This is a genomic window from Shewanella sp. YLB-07, from assembly GCF_009377275.1.
In genome coordinates this window covers 43,947-61,906 of sequence record NZ_VOQB01000021.1, presented here as the reverse complement: position 1 = coordinate 61,906, position 17,960 = coordinate 43,947, and the positions used below count along the sequence as shown (strand labels likewise).

At 43.6% G+C, this 17,960-nt stretch carries 14 protein-coding genes; 10 read left to right on the top strand and 4 right to left on the bottom strand.

The window, feature by feature from the left end:
- Positions 1-27: 27 nt before the first annotated feature.
- The 7 genes from FS373_RS29350 (at position 28) to FS373_RS29320 (ending at position 10,523) form a co-directional block, all read left to right on the top strand.
- Entirely contained in the window at positions 28-2,640 is a 2,613-nt protein-coding gene (locus tag FS373_RS29350) for a hypothetical protein (protein ID WP_152831271.1), read from the top strand.
- Between the two features lie 28 nt (positions 2,641-2,668).
- Positions 2,669-3,430, top strand: a complete 762-nt coding sequence (locus FS373_RS29345; RefSeq protein ID WP_144046127.1) for an ADP-ribosyltransferase — start codon at positions 2,669-2,671, stop codon at positions 3,428-3,430.
- Positions 3,431-3,504: 74 nt separating this feature from the next.
- A complete protein-coding gene (locus FS373_RS29340) occupies positions 3,505-4,272 on the top strand; it encodes an ADP-ribosyltransferase (protein ID WP_144046128.1) in 768 nt (255 codons plus the stop codon).
- Positions 4,273-4,395: 123 nt separating this feature from the next.
- The gene (locus tag FS373_RS29335; protein ID WP_152831269.1) at positions 4,396-5,937 is read left to right on the top strand and encodes an NAD(P)/FAD-dependent oxidoreductase; all 1,542 of its coding nucleotides are present in this window, start codon (positions 4,396-4,398) and stop codon (positions 5,935-5,937) included.
- A 53-nt stretch (positions 5,938-5,990) separates the two neighbouring features.
- The gene (locus tag FS373_RS29330) at positions 5,991-6,740 is read left to right on the top strand and encodes a hypothetical protein (protein WP_227993391.1); all 750 of its coding nucleotides are present in this window, start codon (positions 5,991-5,993) and stop codon (positions 6,738-6,740) included.
- 530 nt (positions 6,741-7,270) lie between these two features.
- A complete protein-coding gene (locus tag FS373_RS29325) occupies positions 7,271-9,991 on the top strand; it encodes a hypothetical protein (protein ID WP_152831265.1) in 2,721 nt (906 codons plus the stop codon).
- 88 nt (positions 9,992-10,079) lie between these two features.
- Positions 10,080-10,523: a type III secretion system chaperone gene (locus tag FS373_RS29320; RefSeq protein ID WP_144046133.1), complete on the top strand. Its 444-nt coding sequence runs from the start codon at positions 10,080-10,082 to the stop codon at positions 10,521-10,523.
- A gap of 142 nt (positions 10,524-10,665) precedes the next feature.
- Here the strand turns inward: FS373_RS29320 and FS373_RS29315 are convergent, their stop codons facing one another.
- Entirely contained in the window at positions 10,666-11,481 is an 816-nt protein-coding gene (locus FS373_RS29315; protein ID WP_152831263.1) for a phytochelatin synthase family protein, read from the bottom strand.
- A gap of 137 nt (positions 11,482-11,618) precedes the next feature.
- On the opposite strand from FS373_RS29315, the gene FS373_RS29310 reads away from it, so the two are divergent.
- Entirely contained in the window at positions 11,619-13,715 is a 2,097-nt protein-coding gene (locus FS373_RS29310) for a TonB-dependent siderophore receptor (RefSeq protein ID WP_152831257.1), read from the top strand.
- A gap of 83 nt (positions 13,716-13,798) precedes the next feature.
- Here the strand turns inward: FS373_RS29310 and FS373_RS29305 are convergent, their stop codons facing one another.
- Both FS373_RS29305 and FS373_RS29300 read right to left on the bottom strand, forming a co-directional pair.
- Positions 13,799-14,371 (bottom strand): VOC family protein, encoded by a 573-nt coding sequence (locus tag FS373_RS29305; protein WP_144046136.1) that lies wholly within the window; start codon positions 14,369-14,371, stop codon positions 13,799-13,801.
- A 30-nt stretch (positions 14,372-14,401) separates the two neighbouring features.
- A complete protein-coding gene (locus tag FS373_RS29300; protein ID WP_407695639.1) occupies positions 14,402-14,941 on the bottom strand; it encodes a L,D-transpeptidase family protein in 540 nt (179 codons plus the stop codon).
- 222 nt (positions 14,942-15,163) lie between these two features.
- On the opposite strand from FS373_RS29300, the gene FS373_RS29295 reads away from it, so the two are divergent.
- Both FS373_RS29295 and FS373_RS29290 read left to right on the top strand, forming a co-directional pair.
- Positions 15,164-16,003, top strand: a complete 840-nt coding sequence (locus FS373_RS29295) for an ion transporter (protein ID WP_144046138.1) — start codon at positions 15,164-15,166, stop codon at positions 16,001-16,003.
- A gap of 61 nt (positions 16,004-16,064) precedes the next feature.
- Entirely contained in the window at positions 16,065-17,585 is a 1,521-nt protein-coding gene (locus FS373_RS29290; protein ID WP_152831255.1) for an MATE family efflux transporter, read from the top strand.
- 74 nt (positions 17,586-17,659) lie between these two features.
- On the opposite strand, the gene FS373_RS29285 is transcribed toward FS373_RS29290, so the two are convergent.
- The gene (locus tag FS373_RS29285) at positions 17,660-17,884 is read right to left on the bottom strand and encodes a DUF2986 domain-containing protein (RefSeq protein WP_144046140.1); all 225 of its coding nucleotides are present in this window, start codon (positions 17,882-17,884) and stop codon (positions 17,660-17,662) included.
- Positions 17,885-17,960 lie beyond the last annotated feature (76 nt).

Below are 17,960 nucleotides of genomic sequence, written 5' to 3'. Positions count from 1 at the left end.
ATATACAGATTATACAAGGAAATGATAATGAAAATGAGCTATTTTGCATGTGCTTGTGCGTTGATAACAAGCAGTGCGCATGCTTATGAAATCTGCCAATTGAGTGATGAACTGTCGGTACTCGACAAAGAATCTTTCAATACCGTTCAACGAGATAATTATCAGACCTTCAGTGAAGACATCACTGCTGATACCTTATTCACGACCGCCCCTGAACATTTGCCTGAACTAAAGCCTTCGTTACCCGATACTGAGGGGATATTTGCGCGCACCTCGTTATTATTGGAAACTGGGCCAGCCTCGACCTTGGCTATCGAAAGTGGTGAAGCGGCACGTTTGATGAGAACTTTGGGTCGTACAACCAGCGGATTAGCCAAAGGGGCACTCGAAGCTTTGGGGCCGATTGGTGATGCTGCTGTCGTGGGGTTATGGGCACGCGATGTCGCTAATACCTTCCAAGATGAATCACGCACCAGTTACGATCGCTTTACGTCGGTTATGGGGTTAATCGATTGGTTCGGCGTATTGAAGTTGCCAGAACGTGAAATTGACCGCCATATTTTGAGCAAGCGTTGGGCTGCTATAGCCGCAGGTGATCATTATAGTTTTTCTGTACACAATGATTTAGTGACTCAGCAAGACGTACGCAATAAAGTACATTGGGCGGCGCTGGCAGCCAATCAAGATGCGATGTTAACGCAGGTGGTTAACGGTTATGCCACAGATCTTGCCCTCAAATACCAATTGCATTATCAAGAAGCGGTGAAAGCACAGACTGAGATGGCGGAAACTTTGCTTAATGCGATCGATCTGGAAGTGCGCAAAACTCTGAGTACGCATTTTGCGTTTGATTGGGAAGATACCCGTCTGTTTGCCAGTGACTTTTCAAGTGCATGCCAAACTCAAGTGACCGCGCTTGAAGCACTCTATCCTGCGTACCAAGAAAACAACAATGCCCCACAACGCCTACCTTCAACTAAGGAGGCAAACCGGGCCCTCTCGAGCTTGCAACAGTGTCAGTTTGCGTTACAGCAATCGGCTTTCGCCGTGCTGGATGAGCTAAGTAAAGGTCAGCGTGATGGATTATCGCAACCAGCCGTGCACTATCTGTATCGCAGAGCCTTAGAAGCAAAAAAACAGATTGTCGACACCACCGACAATCACTTGAGTCTGATCCAACAAAAGTTACGTCAGGAGATGCGTAAAGCGGGACATGACACTATTGATGCCTTATTCGCATCAGGTAGCATCCAACAAAGCACGCAATTTTTCAAAGAGCAAGCCAGCCGCTATGCGGTGGATGAAATGGCACGCAGCGTGCTTTATCGCCCTGCCACGGGTCGCGAGCTCAGCACTAAAACTTTAGTTTTGCAGCCTGGTTACTCAAAATGTACTTACTTTGGCGTTTCACGGCGTAATCCTCAAATTCCAATGTGCTTGGAGGAAACGTGGATCCCCGCGGAAACCCGCACGTTTGATCAGACTAAAGATGATGTGGTAAACGCGATTCGCCTACCCAGCAAGCAGACATACATCAGCCACTTTGATGATGCCATGCAGCAATTAGTAACCCATGGCTGGGATGCCAATAACGAAGATGAATGGTTAGAAACACAACTGAAAGACTACGCCAGACAACAAACCACCAAGCAACAATCCCGTGATAATAAGCTCTTAGTACAGCGCTGGCTATTTGCTTCGCTCGGCAATGAATGTAGTGGTAATAATGCTTGTGCAGGGTGGAGCCAAGACTACTTGGCTAAAGAAAATTTGTCACACAATTCATCATTGGCCGATATTGCTAAATGGCTGGCGGCGTACCCAAGTCCAAATAGTTATGTGCATAAGAATCGCCTAGCCAAGCTCAAGGTCGAGTTGCCTCGCGCATTAGAGAGTGAGTGGCAAGCCGCTCTTAGTCACAGCTATCACAGCTATGCTTACCCAAACAGTTTCAATATTGAGCAATATGCTCCCTTGATTGATAGTGCATTAAAAGGTGCAGGACTGAATTTTTCAGCACTGGTTAATCCCGCGCAATCAGACAAGGTGATGCCAGTGTTTAAGCGCATTGTGAAGACCAAGATTATGGATGCGATGGTTCAATCTGAGACTAGAGGCAACGAGTGGCTCAATGCACAAATTGGGGACTTCCAACGTTATGCTGCCATTGTCCATGCTCAGCATACGACAACAGGTCATTACGCCCCAGCTCAAGCCGATCATAACACTCTGTTTTCTCAACCTCTGCCAGCATATCTGCTGCGCTATAGCATTTCCGAGGTGCCTGGTATCTCCAATTTACCCGCAGGTTATGACGGTACGCTGAGAGCATCAATCGATGCTATGTATACGCCAAGCTCATCACTGGGCCAGCGTATTACTGAGGTCAGCGCTGCGCAAGACGCAGTAGCCGCTCAGATTGGGCGGGCATGTGACATTGATTACACCGACCTGAAACAAAGCTTACTGAACTTATCAGGCAACGACACCTTGATGTGGTTATATCCAATGTCAGATTGGGTCGACAGCTTAACGCGTGAACAGTTGCGTTTGCAGGCGGTGATTAACTGGGGGGCTCAACAACAAGCCAATAACCATCTTCGTTGCCAGTTGAGTCCCAATAATTCGCGCTATTTCTAATGTGTCTAAGACAATGTAGGGCAAAATTATGAAGTACATCATTACACTTATCGTCAGTTTGACGTTCAGCCTTTATTCCCAAATTTTACTCGCATTGCCATTGGATGCTCTGAAGCAACCAATGCGTACACAACAAGAGTTAGCGCAGCTGTCAGAACAGTTCAAAGACTGGTCTGTAGCAGCAACGAGCTGGCGTCATAAGCTGCTGACCGCAACTGAAAAAAGTGCACTTGAGGATTTTTCAGTGTCGGGCTACATCACGGCGAATGACTATTTACGTGCCAGTGATGGTGCAGAATGGGGCGCAGCTGCGCGTGATGCACAAAAATACATTCGTCTGGTGCGCAGAGGGCTCGTGAAATTACCACGCTATAAAGGCACTGTTTTTCGCGGCAGTTGGATGAAAAAATCATTAGCGCAGAAACTTAACGTGGGTGATGTACTACTTGATCCGGCATTTATGTCAACCAGCACCCTACCTGAAATAGCAATACGCTTCTCTGTTGCACCACCTACTTCAGCCTTGCCAATGGAAAAAGCCTTTTTTGAGATCAATGCACAACATGGCAGTTATACCTTGGGCGGGGTATCAGAATACAGTCCGGAAGCAGAAGTATTGCTTGCACCTAAGCGTTTCTTTCGTGTCACAGCGCTTGAAAAAACGGCAAAGGGCAACTTCATTGCAATGGATACCTTGGCTGGAGCGCCTTCAAACACCAGTCGAGTTTTTAATTTGTTCTCAGGAGAAGAAGTATCGTCATCACGATGGCAGCGCTTATTTTGTCGTTAGCCATTTCATTTAATACATACAGAGATGCTCTCGTCACTTAACCACGAGAGAGTCACATTGACAACGGAGTTATCATGTTAAAAACATTGATATCAGTATTACTGATTGTCTTTACTACGTTTACGTGGGCAGAAGACTTTACTGAGTTCACCGGACGCGCACTGAGTCCACAGCAAGAAGAAAACATAGCCGATGCATTGATGGATTGGAGTGTTGCTCACCATGTGAAAGCTGAGCAAAGAATGTTGCCGGAAGAGTATAACGCCATCAAACGCTATGGGCGTGTTGATCATGATGTGATCAATGAATTCCTACGTGCTGGCGAGCCGAAAGACTTTCTGGGCGGACTCTTTGGCGATGCCCCACAACGCAGTGTAAAAAACATTAAATCGGCTTTGAATAAACTGCCCAATTACAAGGGGACAGTTTATCGAGGCTCAACCATCAAAAATGTGCTGCTAGAGAAAATTAATGTGGGTGACATTCTGCATGAGAGAGCATTTCTCTCTACCTCAAGGATCCCGAGCTATGCTCGCACTTTTTCAGCCAGCGCTGCATACGAAGGTGCGTCGGCAGCACAGTTTAAAATCTCACTTAAATCGGCGGGGCGAGCGATCAATGCATATACCTTTAAAGCTTATGAAGCCGAGATCTTAGCTAAACCTAATACGTATTACCGTATTGAGGCGATAAATCGCCACTCTCGTAATCAAAATTTTATCAAACTCAGAGAGATCAAAAAACCAAGTCGTTACTTACGAGCGGATCCGGATGTTCGCGTGTATGACAGTTTTAGTGGTGAAGAAGTGATATCTCGTCGTAGCAGTCTGATGTGCCTTTAACTAGCATAACCTGCACATATTAAAGCCTAAGTTAGCGTTTATTCACAACATACCAGCATTCGTTTTATTAATATGCTTAGTAAGCCAGAGCAGTCTCTGGCTCATTTTTTAGAAGTAGTCATTATGATTAAAACTCAAAAAGAATACAGTCAAAAACAGCCTCATATCGCCGTGATTGGTGCAGGGATCTCTGGACTCACTATTGCGCATCAGTGCATCAAACAGGGCTATCGAGTCTCTGTTTATGAGAAGGAGTCTTCTGCTGGCGGAAAATGTATTGGTCATGTTATCGATGGTAAAGTACACGAACTGACTCACCGACAAATATTCTCTAAAAATAAGTGTCTGCTCTCTCTTTTAAAGGATATTCCAACCGAGACAGGTACATGTTTAGACCATATTCACCCGCAAAATAAAGTGCAATTTCATTGGGCGAAAACGGATAAAACGATGCAGTTTCAGCGTAGCTATTTTTCGACCATTGAAAAATGGATCGATAACGCCAAATCTGCCTATTCGATGCTCTATGCAAAAGTATCTTTGCATGATATCTACTGGTTCAAACGACAGGCTTTATCAGCTGAGATAAATGATTCATACATTCACATACCTGTTAGCGAATATTTTCAATATGGGAAACGACCGCAGCTTGCTAACTTTTTACGACCTATGCTAACAGCATGGATTGGTGCGACGGATGATACTCCTGCGATTTCAGTATTAGATTTATTAAGAAATAAAGAGGGAACATTTCACCCGGATCATCCCCATGGTTACAGCTTAGGTTTCACCGCTCCTATTTCACAAAGCGTGATTGAGCCATGGTATCAATATCTTAAAACCTTAGGTGTGAAATTTAATTTTAATCATGAAGTGGGGAATATTCTTGAAAATGAAGAGATACCTGCTAATGCCAATATTTGGCTCAATAATGGTGAAAAGCTACAAGCCGACTACTTTGTATTAGCGATACCAGCACATGTTATCCAACAAAAACTATCAAGTAAGTTTAGCGGGAATTTAGCCCTACACCAGGTGTTTAGCCATGGTTTTCAACTGCACTTCAATCAGTTACCTGAAGCACTTAAAGAAAAGACGGTCGGCATTGTTATTGACTCGCCTTGGGGGCTGAGTTACTGCATCACTTATCCTGAGTGTAAAGAGCAACAAAGCAGACTGGTTTGCTTGTCGATCACGGCAACCAATATGGATACTGCTCGTGGCAGTGTATACGACAAACCTCTATTTCTTTGTACCCAAGAGGAAACACTGATTGAACTATCAAGCCAACTCACAGGCAACACACAGCTTCTTGATGACCCACATTTCGTGTCATTCCATATTGGTCCTGGAGCAAAGCTTGTGTCTCTACTTGACGCAGAACATGCAGAGTATAACGATTGGTATAAAGGTAATACGTTTTTTGATGAAAATGGAAAAGGGTCTTGTTGGGTTATGCAACATTCTCTGGCGCATCCTACCTATCAGAACAAAATGGATTTTCATTCTGACGAGTTTTACAATTTGTTTTTCACTGGTGAATGTATTGTCGATGCCAAACAAACGTGGCGTGTACCAGCCACATTAGAACGTACCATTGAAACTGCAATTTTATGTCATGAGCGACTGAGTGCACGCATAGAAACCGTGAGTCACTCGCGATGACCCACATTTCTCGCACGCACCTGTTTTCCAGTGGATTATTTTTATTGCTGTGTTTGATCTATGCAACTGGATTCTATCAACTTGCACAGTCTTCGGTGGTCATAACAGTCTTAATTACCTTATTTTTGCCTGTCTTATTTTGGCCGCTTACCAGGACGGTAGAAAACCACCAAGAAATCAAACGTATCCTAATGTTAGAGTCCTGCTTCAACGTTATCTGTGTGCTTGCTCTGACTCAATCCATCTCTCAAGGAGCGACAGATATATTGTTTGTCGTCTTCTTTATCCTTCAAGCTGGCGGTTTTATTGCCGTTCAAATTAAAAAGAAAGCCTTTCACTCATTACCGAGTTCACTGTGCCTATCAGTCGCTATTGCTGTGTGGATATTCAATGGCAATCAAACCGAGCTTTTAGGTGATGGGAACTTGTTGATTTTTGGCTCACAAGTACCTTGGCAATTAAAAGGTATCTATCTTGCTTGGCTTGCTCAAGTTATTTTGAGTGAATATCGCCATATACTGCCTAAACTCACTATTTTGTTGGTGCATATGGCATCATTTATTGTTGCTGTCATGGCTGACGACTTCTTTCATGCCCGTATAGTAACAGCCAGTCACCTACTGTTTTTGAGCTTATGCTTTGACTTGAAGTTACGTAGCTGGGGAGGAGAAGACTTTGCTATTTCCCAAAGGGTTGGTGTCATGATGTCAAAAGCGAATATAGCCAGCTGGGTATCTATAATCTGTTTACTGGTATGTTTAAGCTTGGCCATTCATCTGTTATCTAATACGTTAATTACTTAGTGCTAAGTTTGACATTAATTGGCTTAGTTTCGCTTAAATTTAGGTTTAAAGGGCCAGTCGCTGGAAATTGAGTCAATGTCGGTGCAGTGATACTCGCTTATCATGGTCTGTCTCATCCTGTTTTGTATGGGATACTTGATAAGTGAGAGTCCGATGAAGTATTGCCAATCCTTTTTTCTGATCCACAAAACACCTAGTGTCATTTCTGTGTACTGAGACTTAATCTTATCAGCATCTAAAAATATAAGTATAGGACCTTATGTATCTGTCGTTAGTGCTGAGTAAGGCTAGGTAAACTCTTCGTTGTATTGTCAGTTTTATTATAAACAGGTATGTGAAACATAAAAATATAAAACTTTTATTGATAGATTATCCCTCCGCAAAAAAACAAATATAAAGGGGTTGTGATTAAATAATAACTTGCGTGTTATTCATTGTTGCTTATTTGTTTCTTGCTCTGTATGCAATAAATGACATGATTTTAGTTATATATCATTAAAAAAGACGGATACCTGGAGGAAGAGACGCTAATGCCTATAAATATAACTAATAATCTGCACACCATAACTGGAACTGCTGGAACCAGTGTCACATCTCATGATGCATTGCCTGCTAGTACGCTAAAAATATCAGGGGTACTTCAAAAGCCACTTTCACTTGCTTCGATACAATCCACTAGTTCAACACTAGAACAAAGTGGGATGCAAGAACAGCATTTAACTGGGTTAACGTCCTCAACATTGGCTAGTGATTTACACGCAGACGGCAGGCTGATTACCGAAAAACTAGCTAATATTATTAATAAGTTACATGAGAATATCACTAGTTCAAACCTTGTAAACACTGCGACGAACAAGCCACTTTCATCAATATTAACTATCATGGGTAACCCCCCGCAGCCGACAGGGATTGTATCTATAGATGATACCGCAAAGTTATCCTATCAACTTGAAAAATTGGCAAAAACATTACCTAAAGGTGATATAAAAGAAATTTGTTCCTTACTCGGCCAAAATATGAAAAGTGGCTGGATAACACTAAAAAATCAAGAGTTAAACGCAGAAAAAAAACAACAATTAGCGCCTTTGGGGACCCCGGGAGCATCAGAAACCCGAAGCCTTTCAGTTGGCGTAAGCTCTGGGGTAAGTTTGTTGCCTGCCTTGGGGGGAACCGGGTCTGTTGGCCCTTATGCTGAGTTATCTGTCGGAGGCCAAAGAACAACAGGTTTATCGGCTGACGACGAGACGCTTTTTTTTAAAGATTCAACAACGGGCAGTCACGTCAGTGTTGCAGCGGGTGCAAAAGTAAAGCTCACCGACCAAATCGGTGCAAAATTGGGAGCCAATGCTCAATTTAGTCACACTAATACTCAATTTAAAGAATATGATAGTGTCGAACAATACGTCGATAGAAAAGGACATCAGCTTAATCGGGCTAATCGTCGTGAATATATTGATAGCTCTAAAAACCATAAGGTAGAAAATTTTGTTAAAAGTCATCTTCCTTTTAATTTAGGCTCCGAATTAAAAAATATAAAATACGAGCGCCAACAAGCGGTAAATAGTCAGCATCGTTTAAATGACTTACTCGAAACGGTGTTAGATATAAAAACAAACGTGAACGCCACCCCCCCTGAAAGAAGTAAGCCACTGATGGGACATTATAATACCTGGACGGGAGAAGTTAAATTAGAGGCTAATGCAGGGATGACTGTCAATATTGGGGAGGCGGGATTAAAACTCGCTGCTGGGGCGACGGTAAGCCATAAAAAATCAGTCACCAATATTTATGAGTTTGTGCCTAGTCAGTTTTATGATGTCATTAAAAATAATGCAGATAAATTGAAAGAATTACCCGCCAATCTGACTCAGCATGCAAAGGCGATCACCGCTTATTCTTCAAGTTCAAACGGTGCGACTAAAGGTTTGAAACTTTTATCACAAGATATTGATAGCTATTATAAAACAGTACAACAATATGATTATTTGAAATCAGAAAAAAATGCAGACTCAAGCGTCCTTAAGCAACACAGAATAGACAAACATACGATTGAAAACCGTTGGGGAGCCATTGGACGTCATCAGTTTTTGCAATTTGCTAACGCATCTCATGCTTATTTAGCGCATAAAGCAATGGCAGATGATCCTCAGTCAAAGGCATTAACCACTGAACAACAAACGAGTAAAATGGAGTTAATTGCTAATGTTGCAATGAAAACCCAGTCTCCATCAATAGAATATTCCAAGCAACGTTTAGATAAAATTGCGACATTTAAACAGCAAATTTATTTAAAAATCACAGACAGTAAAACAGGGATCAATGTGTCGGCTGGCCCCTTTTCTGCTCAGTTAGATGTATTGCAACGTGAACGTATTCACCCTAGTCGAATACGTGCAGGTAGCTATGTCGATCTCAATCTAACATGGACGGTATCTGGCTCCTTACAAGGCGTTATTGATAAAGCCAGCATTACTGCAAAAATTAATGAAGCTGCGGCAAAAGAGGGAGTGCAGTTGCCTCAAGAATTTGATTTTTCTCCTGATTTAAGTGGTGGTAAATCGGGAACTGTGCTGATTCGTTTCTTTAAACCTAACTACGCAAAAGGAGCTGAGTTTGAAGGAGATACAGGTTATCGACGTCAATTTATTCGTCATTTAAGTTCCGTTTCGGCAGGGGCTGGATTAGGCGCTGCAGCAATGGTGGTACCTGGGGTCAATGTCGGAGCTAATCTCGGTGTCAATTACAGTAAAACCACAGTATCCAGTGAAACGTTAGGCACTGAAGATCTCACTTATAGCATGGTACGTTACAATCGATTCTTCCGTAATTCAGGCAAAGACCCAGCCAATAAAGAATGGCAAGCTTTTGAAAGTAAAAACAAAGTCGAGTATCAAAAAATATTCCGCCATCTTGGAGACCCAGCACATAAGATCCATAAAGAAGCGCAGCATTTCTTGAGTGAGTTGGTCGATAAAGCCCCTGATGAATCTAATAAAATCAAGGCTCAGTCATTATTTGATGAATTTAATCAAGCCATGAGCAATTATGACGCGGATCCAACTAGTGAAGATAAACTCAATTCCGCAAAAGCGTATTTTAATGAGTTTCTTGAGAAACAAACACTCCCATGGTGGGAAGACCATATGAGTTCTTGGACCGACCTGCCTTTCGTGCAAACTGCCGATTCAGGACTAAATCTGGGCACTAAAATTAAAAAAGCTCTAAATCTCCATGAACGAGTGAAAGTATAAATCACCACTTATGGGAAATTGTGACTGAAAGCAGAGCGTAATATAAGCGATAAAAGTAAATCAATAAGCCTAAATAAGAAGTAAGTTAATGCATCATACTGAAACTAAGATAAAAGAACTCTTTTCTGAATTAAGTGATTCAGTAGGAAGTCATTTGGATATAAAAACTGGCATTTGTGCTCTCTATGATCATGATGGTCAAGAGGCCGCCATTATTGAAATACCTAAAAATAGTGAGATGATAATCCTTCATTGCGAGCTGCTCAGTATGAATGAGGGTCTTACTATCGAGGCGTATCAACATATAATGACGAAAAATTTCTCCATTAGTGATATGAAAGGCTGTTGGTTTGCTTTGGAGCATAATTCTCTAAAGTTATGCACTCAACGTGCGATCACGGACATGAATGGTGTACGTTTTTGTAACTTAGTGAATGGTTTTGTTCAGCAAGGAAAACAATGGCGAGAAAAATTACCTCAGTTATTAGATCCTGGATTAGACATTCCATTATCGCCCTGGTTAGCGGTGTAAAATTGAGTCTGAGCTTGCCTGTTGGCAAGCTCATTTTTTATGACTTAATAGGGCTATTATTCAAAACTCGATAATCAGTACGCGATTTTCAGCTTACCTTTACCTTATGATCTCAGTTACATAGCCTGCAGTGGTAAGGTTATTAAGCCTCCGACACCACTAGGAATCCTCTTGAATTACCATTATCTTTTATGCTCATAGCTTCAAAGATCTTATCTGAATCTACCCATACCCAGGTTTGGAAGGTGTTAGATACATCCATGATAAGGAATGAGTCTGAAGCTTTATGGTAGGCCACCACAGGTGAGAAATGACCGCTACCAGCTTGGTCCAATACTACACGTGAATAGTTGACGATGGCGTAGGTATCTTGACTCGCAAGTGCGTCGATAAGACTCGCCTTTTGCTCCGCATGTGTGACTGCGTTTTTTACAAAATAAGCGTGGGCTGTGAGACCATGGTTTTTAGCTAGGCCCGCTAAATCGGATAACCCCAGTCCATAATCGCTGGCTTGTCCTTTCTCTTTTTCTTTTCTGGGTTTACCCATGATTTCGAGTTTGGTTTTAGGGCTGAGGTCAACCACTGTATTTTGGGTATATCGCTCGAATAACGGGCTCCAGTTGTTTTGTGGGAAATAACCTCTGTCTTGCGGCGCTATGATGGACTCATCTGGGGTGATCACATGCTCATCTCTGCCGACACGCAGGGCATTTAAGATCACTGTCATAGAGGCAACGCCACAATAGACCTTATTTTGCTGGCCTTCGAAATGGGTCGCTAACGCAAAAAAATCATTCTTCACTGCAGATTTTTCGAGTCTATCTATTCCTTCATGGCTGTCCCAGTGTACCAGTGGGCTGGCGAAAGCCGGTGCATGAGTGAGTAAGTAAAAAATTGAAAAACATAGCAAGGTAATAAGACATCTACGTATGGTCGTATTTATGGCCTGTGGTTTCATAAAATGTAGTTTCATAAAGTGTTTATGGGAGCAGTCTATTTAAGCTGTTTTTACTAAGCATTTGTAAGACGTCTACAAAGGCTTAGTGATTTCCGCTTAGTTAGAATGATAAGCATTACTAGACAGACGGTTCCTTCATGTTCCCTAAAAATAAGTCATTTTTGGCTGTAATTGCAGCAGTCAGCCCTTTTTATCTCTACGCACATCAAGATCATCAGAATATTGAAGTTATTAGCGTCATGGGAACTAAACAGCCTATTGCTACGAACAGCTCGGCCATGAAGATGGACATCAGCCAACTGGAGACTCCAGGCTCAATCTCTGTGTATAGTAAGGAGTTAATTGAGGCGCAGCGTGCTACAAGCTTAGGGCAAGTTTTAAAAAATGATGCCAGTGTGTCCTCTGGGAATGTTCGTCGTAATCGTGAGCGCTTCTATATGCGAGGCTTTATATTAGAGCCAGATCAAAGTTATCTGCGAGATGGGCAGTTTCATCTGTCACGTTACGCTCAACCCATAGAGTTATATGAGCGTATCGAAGTTCTGAAAGGCCCTTCAGCCTTGCTCTATGGTAAGTCGACTCCCGGTGGCATGATCAATATGGTGACAAAAAAGGCCCAAGAAGAACTGCAATTTAGTTTTCAGCAGGAGTTTGGCTCGTTTGGATTCAATCAATCAATACTCGATGTGGGCGGGGCCTTGAATGCATCAGGAAGTATACGTTCGAGAGCAATTTTGTCTAAGTCTTTCCAAGATGGCTGGCGCAAATACAAAGATGGCAGCTATGCGGGCCAGGAACGCTTTGTCGGTGCTCTGATGTTGGAGGCCGACCTCAGCGAGGATACCACTCTCAGTCTTAATTACGACCGCACTCGAGATGAAGGCGCATTAGACATGGGACCCCAGCACCTTAAAAATGAGCAAACGGGTAAGTATGAACTCGCCGGGAAACGAGGTTATATCTGGGATATGCCCTGGTCCGCGCGAGAGTCGACCGTTGAGAACATGGGCTTTAGCTTAAATTCTCATCTTGACGATGATTGGTCGATACAGATGGGCTATAACCAGCAACGCCATGAAAGACAAAGCCTGGAGAGTCTCTATGGCAAGATACAGAAAATGGATTTGGCGGAAGGGACCTATGAACTGCGTGGGCGAGATACCTATGAGAAGTTTGATGTGTCGACGGCATTCTTCGATCTCAAAGGCGAATTTTATACCGGAAATATTCACCATAGGCTGTTGATGGGAACTAGCATGGTGGATTACGATCGCTCTGGTAAACAAAAGAAAATGAAGATAGCTGGTAGGATCAGTATGAACGATGAGCAGATCATTCGCAGGCCCGATGAATTGGATTATCGAAATGGCGATGCCCTGACCCGGGTGCAGCGGAAAACCTATGGGGTTTATGTACAAGATATGATTGAGTTTAGTGATCGCTGGCACCTGTTAGCGGGTGTGAGGTTTGACAGGGAGCAGACTCAGGAGGCTACACACAACAATCTCTTGCCGAAATTGGGTTTGATTTATCATCCCAGTGAGAATACATCCATATATACGACATACAGTGAAAGCTTCGAGCCTAAAGATCCTGTCTCTAATACAGACGATATCAATTACGGAAAAAAGCTGGATGCCGAGCGTGGTCAGTCTTTCGAAATTGGCGCTAAGGGTGAGTTTTTCGATGCTAGCCTGTTTCTTTCTGCTGCGCTATTTTCTATTGAGAAGAGTAACAAGGTGGTTACTGTCAAGAATGGGAAGGGGAAGCCGCCTATTACTACTCAAAATGGTAAGGCCCGTCACCAGGGAATAGAGTTTTCGGCCGAAGGCAAGCTGACGACACGACTGTCGGTACTCACCTCTATGATGTATCTCGATGCCAAGATTGTCGATGATCCTCTTTATGCAGGCAAGCGAGCCAAAGATACCCCCCAATTCAGTGCCAGTACTTGGTTTAACTTCGATGTGACCGAAAGCAGCCAACTGTCCATTGGGGCCGTTTATGTGGGCGAGCGTTATGGGGATACACCTAATGACTTCTTGAAACAAGCCTATGTGAAAGTCGATATGGGCTATAGCCATACCTTTAGTCTTGCCAATGAGCATGAAGCGATTTTGCGAGTGAATGTCGATAATCTGTTTGATGCCGATTATCTCAGGGGTGGCTGTAACAACAGCGCCATGTTTGGCGACGGTCGTGCTATCAAGGCGTCAGTGCACTACAGGTTCTAGCCGTTAGTGATGCATTAAAGTGAGTGAAATAAAGAGGTGGGCCAATGGCTCACCTCTTTATTTTTAAAACGATCTGCCAGACTCTATTGACGCTCAGACTCGATAACTGCCTTGATACCGTGGGGATGAATCTTGATACAGATATCATCTTTCTTGAAGGCGATGGTAGGATTTGCCAAGCGTTCATGTTCTCCCTGAGGTGAGCTCATCTTGACCTTGATAGCTGATTGTCCGGATAACACAGGTGCAAGTTGCGGCGCCATGTCTAATAGCTGCTGTTTAAGTTCATCACACGTTGTGGCGGTGCAAGCTAATACCAGTTCGATATGTTCCCAGCCTTCGATTGGGTATTGCTTGTTGCCCGGATAAGGAAGCTCCACGCAATCAATCTTCATCTGTCCCATGATGAGTGGCGTATTAAGCTCAAAAATCAAGATAGGCCGACCATTGATGATGTTGTTGGAAATGACTTTTCCCTGGCGTTGGAAATAAACACTCAGCGCCTCGGCGGCCTCAACTGTATTGACTCTTAATGCTGTGTGGTCGCAGGCTAACTTGAGTTGCTTGAGTCCAAGCTCCTGTAGGAAAGTGGTTATTCTGTCGCAGAAAATTGGCCAGGTATCGATTAAGACCTGCTCAGATATAGCGTTTGTCATGCTTAGTGATGATCCCAATAGCAATATAGGTTAAGGCAAGATCTCGATGGGCGTGCCTTCGTCTATGGCGCGCCACAATTCATCCATTTGCGGATTAGTGATGGCGATACAACCATCGGTCCAATTGTACTGTTGCGCTTCTTCGGTGCTGAGAGAAGACCCTGGATTCTGGCCGTGGATCATTATCTGGCCGCCGGGTTGAATACCTAAGGCACTGGCACGTAATTGATCTTCTTCGTTAGGGTAGGAGATATGTATGGCTCGGTAGTAAGCACTATCCAACTTTTTATAGTCTAAGGTATAACGCCCTTCAGGTGTTCTTTGGTCTCCCTCTTGGAGCTTATGGCCTCGGGGCCTGTCTCCCAGAGCTACGTGGTAGCGCCGTAACACTTTTCCGTCCCGCATCAAGGCCATGGTCGAGGTCGACTTTGTCACTACGACGAGATCGATCTTACCTATGTTCACAACCGTCGAGCTCGATAATGAGTTTTGCATCGAAGATACTGCCGAGGCCGGCAAAGAGATACCTGCAAAAAGTGTCAGTATCGCTACAGAAAAAAATAGGTGCATCGGAAAATAATAGCTCATCAATTATTTGAGTTTCGTGGACTTATAATACCTTAATCTGGCAATAAGCACAGGACTTGAGGTATCTGTTTGGTATTGTGAAAAAGAAGTGGCAAAATACTCAGCTTATTCAGAGTTAAGTATAATCGTGATTGAGGCAGAGGAAAGCTCGCCGTGATCATTACCTGCACATCCAAATTAAGCAGATGAGGAAAGTTCGTTTACATGTATCAAGAGAAATCATCAGATAATGGCAGTTCGATACGCCATCAACTTCGTCGGATCATATTCGGTACCGATACTAAACTTGGGCGCTATTTTGATATTACCTTAATGGTCTGCATCATTCTCAGTGTGGCCTTGGTATTTCTGGATACTGTTGCCAGTATTCATGAGCAGTATGGCGAGATCATCGGTATTCTGGAGTGGGGTTTTACCATTATCTTCACTCTCGAATATCTGTTGAGGCTCTATTGCTCCGCTCATCCGGTACGCTATGCACGAAGTTTCTACGGAGTGGTGGACTTGCTCTCTGTGATGCCAAGTTACCTGGCATTATTCTTCCCTGGAGCCAGTTTTACTCTGGTTATCAGAATACTAAGACTATTTAGAATATTCCGTGTATTAAAATTGTTACGATATCTTAGCGAAGGCAATGTTTTGCTCCGAGCTATGCTACAGTCTGGACGTAAAGTATTTATCTTCTTTTTCTCAGTTAGCCTGATAGTCATGGTGCTTAGTGCCATTATGTATGTGGTCGAGGGACCCGAGAACGGGTTTACTTCGATCCCTAAGTCGATCTACTGGACGATTGTGACCATTACTACTGTGGGCTATGGCGATATTACCCCTGGAACCAACTTAGGACAGGCGATAGCAGCCCTGACCATGTTGCTTGGTTATTCCATTATTGCGATCCCTACCGGAATATTAACCGCCGAAATATCACAAGAGATAAGCCGCAGCAAAGATCTGCGCCGTTGCAGTAACTGCCTGAAGAATGGTCACGAGAATGACGCGTTATTTTGTGATCACTGCGGTGGTGAATTAGAAAGAGAGCTTTAATTTCTATGGGAATGACGAGTCCAGTTAATTTAATATCGGTAAGACAGTATCAAGGATAGAAATGACCACAGCTAAATTTGTTCAAGGCCCAATCATGCGCCATATTCTGGTGATGAGTTCCACCGCGGCCGTAGGGATCTCGGCGCTCTTTGTGGTCGACTTGATTGATATCTTCTTCTTAAGTCTGTTGGGTGAGTTGGAACTGGCCGCAGCTGTGGGATACGCCGGCACCATTTCATTCTTTACCACATCAATAGGCATAGGACTTTCCATCGCACTTGGGGCATTAGTATCACGCTCCATAGGCGCTAAACAATTGGATGTCGCCAAGCGGTTATTGCTTAATAGCGCCATTGTCACCCTGATAATATCGGTGATCGTATCTGCCGTGGTGACCTTCTTTATTCCTGAACTTTTGGCTCTGGTTGGTGCCAAGGGCCATACTGCCGAGCTTGCCGCAGATTACTTGTATATCTTGGTGCCTTCATTGCCTTTCATCAGTTTGGCCATGGCACTGGGAGCGGCGCTAAGAGCCGTTGGAGACGCTAAGTTATCTATGATGTCTACCTTAGCTGGCGGTGGTGTCAATCTGGTGTTAGACCCTATTTTCATCTTCGCCATGAGCATGGGGATTGAGGGCGCGGCTGTGGCGTCTGTGCTGGCTAGGCTGGCGGTTATGTTGGTGGCTGCACGTGGCGTTATCGTTAAGCACAAGCTCTTTGGTCAGTTTGAATTGGATAGCTTTATCGCCGATTTAAAGCCCATTTTTGCCATCGCCGGGCCTGCCATGATGACCAATGTCGCGACGCCTATAGGTAATGCTGTCGTTACTCGAGCCATCGCCGATTTCGGTGATGGTTATGTGGCGGGCTGGGCCGTATTAGGGCGTATTATTCCTGTGTCATTTGGCATGATATTCGCGCTGTCTGGGGCGGTAGGGCCTATTATCGGTCAGAATTTTGGTGCTCATGAATTTGAACGAGTGCGGGAGAGCCTTACCAAGGCGCTGCAATTTTGCGTACTTTATGTGGTCAGTGTTTCCGTGATACTCATGTTACTTCAAGATCAGATTATTTTTGTTTTCGGTATGCAGGGGGAAAGTGCAGAGCTTATTCGTTTCTTCTGTACTTACATAGCGGTATTTTTTGTGTTCTCCGGGGCTCTTTTTGTGGCTAATGCTTCGTTTAATAATCTGGGTAAGGCTAAATACTCGACCTTCTTAAACGTGGGGAAGGCTACGATAGGCACCATACCTTTCGTCTATTTTGGCGCTAAGTGGGGAGGGGTCGAAGGGGTATTGATAGGACAGGTTATTGGTAGTGTTATTTTCGGTATTTTGGGTGTTATTACTGCCTATACTCTGGTTGAAAAAGTGAAACAGGCTTGCCTCAATGATACAGGAATTAGTAACGAAACATCAGCGAATGGCATAGACCCGTTAGATGAAGAGTTACTTCCGAGTAGTCCCAATCCTCTCTCATCATCATGTGCTCAGATGGCTCAGATTAATGAAGAGCAAGACTGCGAGGCGAGTAATCAAGTGACTGAGGCACTAAAAGTTTCAGATCATAAAGCAAGTTAATCTATAGACAAACAAAAAGGGAGCCATGGCTCCCTTTTTGATGAATGCGTAAACGCTATGTTGGTGAATACCGCTTATTTAGTTTGGGTTTCAACATCAGACTCTGTGGCGTCTATTTTGTTAGAGGCAGGATTCTTATCTGCAGTGGTTGTCAATGCCGAATCAGCTTCCTCTTGGGCTAGCATCTTAGCTCGGTCAGACTTAGATATATATTTCTTAATCGTAGGAGCTGTGTGCTTATTTTTACGAGCCTTGGCACGTTTTGCCGTTAGCTTGATCATCTTTTGTTTTTTATTCATTGCTCTCTACCGAACTGTTTGACTGATCTGGCACTCATAGTGGCAGATATTAACCGGACGCGGATTTTAACTTAAT

What these genes read in the sequence shown, in the direction of transcription:
- FS373_RS29350 (WP_152831271.1), top strand. Translation starts at nt 28, where the DNA reads ATGAAAATGAGCTATTTTGCATGTGCTTGTGCGTTGATAACAAGCAGT.
- FS373_RS29345 (WP_144046127.1), top strand. Translation starts at nt 2,669, where the DNA reads ATGAAGTACATCATTACACTTATCGTCAGTTTGACGTTCAGCCTTTAT.
- FS373_RS29340 (WP_144046128.1), top strand. Translation starts at nt 3,505, where the DNA reads ATGTTAAAAACATTGATATCAGTATTACTGATTGTCTTTACTACGTTT.
- FS373_RS29335 (WP_152831269.1), top strand. Translation starts at nt 4,396, where the DNA reads ATGATTAAAACTCAAAAAGAATACAGTCAAAAACAGCCTCATATCGCC.
- FS373_RS29325 (WP_152831265.1), top strand. Translation starts at nt 7,271, where the DNA reads ATGCCTATAAATATAACTAATAATCTGCACACCATAACTGGAACTGCT.
- FS373_RS29320 (WP_144046133.1), top strand. Translation starts at nt 10,080, where the DNA reads ATGCATCATACTGAAACTAAGATAAAAGAACTCTTTTCTGAATTAAGT.
- FS373_RS29315 (WP_152831263.1), bottom strand. Translation starts at nt 11,481, where the DNA reads ATGAAACCACAGGCCATAAATACGACCATACGTAGATGTCTTATTACC.
- FS373_RS29310 (WP_152831257.1), top strand. Translation starts at nt 11,619, where the DNA reads ATGTTCCCTAAAAATAAGTCATTTTTGGCTGTAATTGCAGCAGTCAGC.
- FS373_RS29305 (WP_144046136.1), bottom strand. Translation starts at nt 14,371, where the DNA reads ATGACAAACGCTATATCTGAGCAGGTCTTAATCGATACCTGGCCAATT.
- FS373_RS29300 (WP_407695639.1), bottom strand. Translation starts at nt 14,941, where the DNA reads ATGCACCTATTTTTTTCTGTAGCGATACTGACACTTTTTGCAGGTATC.
- FS373_RS29295 (WP_144046138.1), top strand. Translation starts at nt 15,164, where the DNA reads ATGTATCAAGAGAAATCATCAGATAATGGCAGTTCGATACGCCATCAA.
- FS373_RS29290 (WP_152831255.1), top strand. Translation starts at nt 16,065, where the DNA reads ATGACCACAGCTAAATTTGTTCAAGGCCCAATCATGCGCCATATTCTG.
- FS373_RS29285 (WP_144046140.1), bottom strand. Translation starts at nt 17,884, where the DNA reads ATGAATAAAAAACAAAAGATGATCAAGCTAACGGCAAAACGTGCCAAG.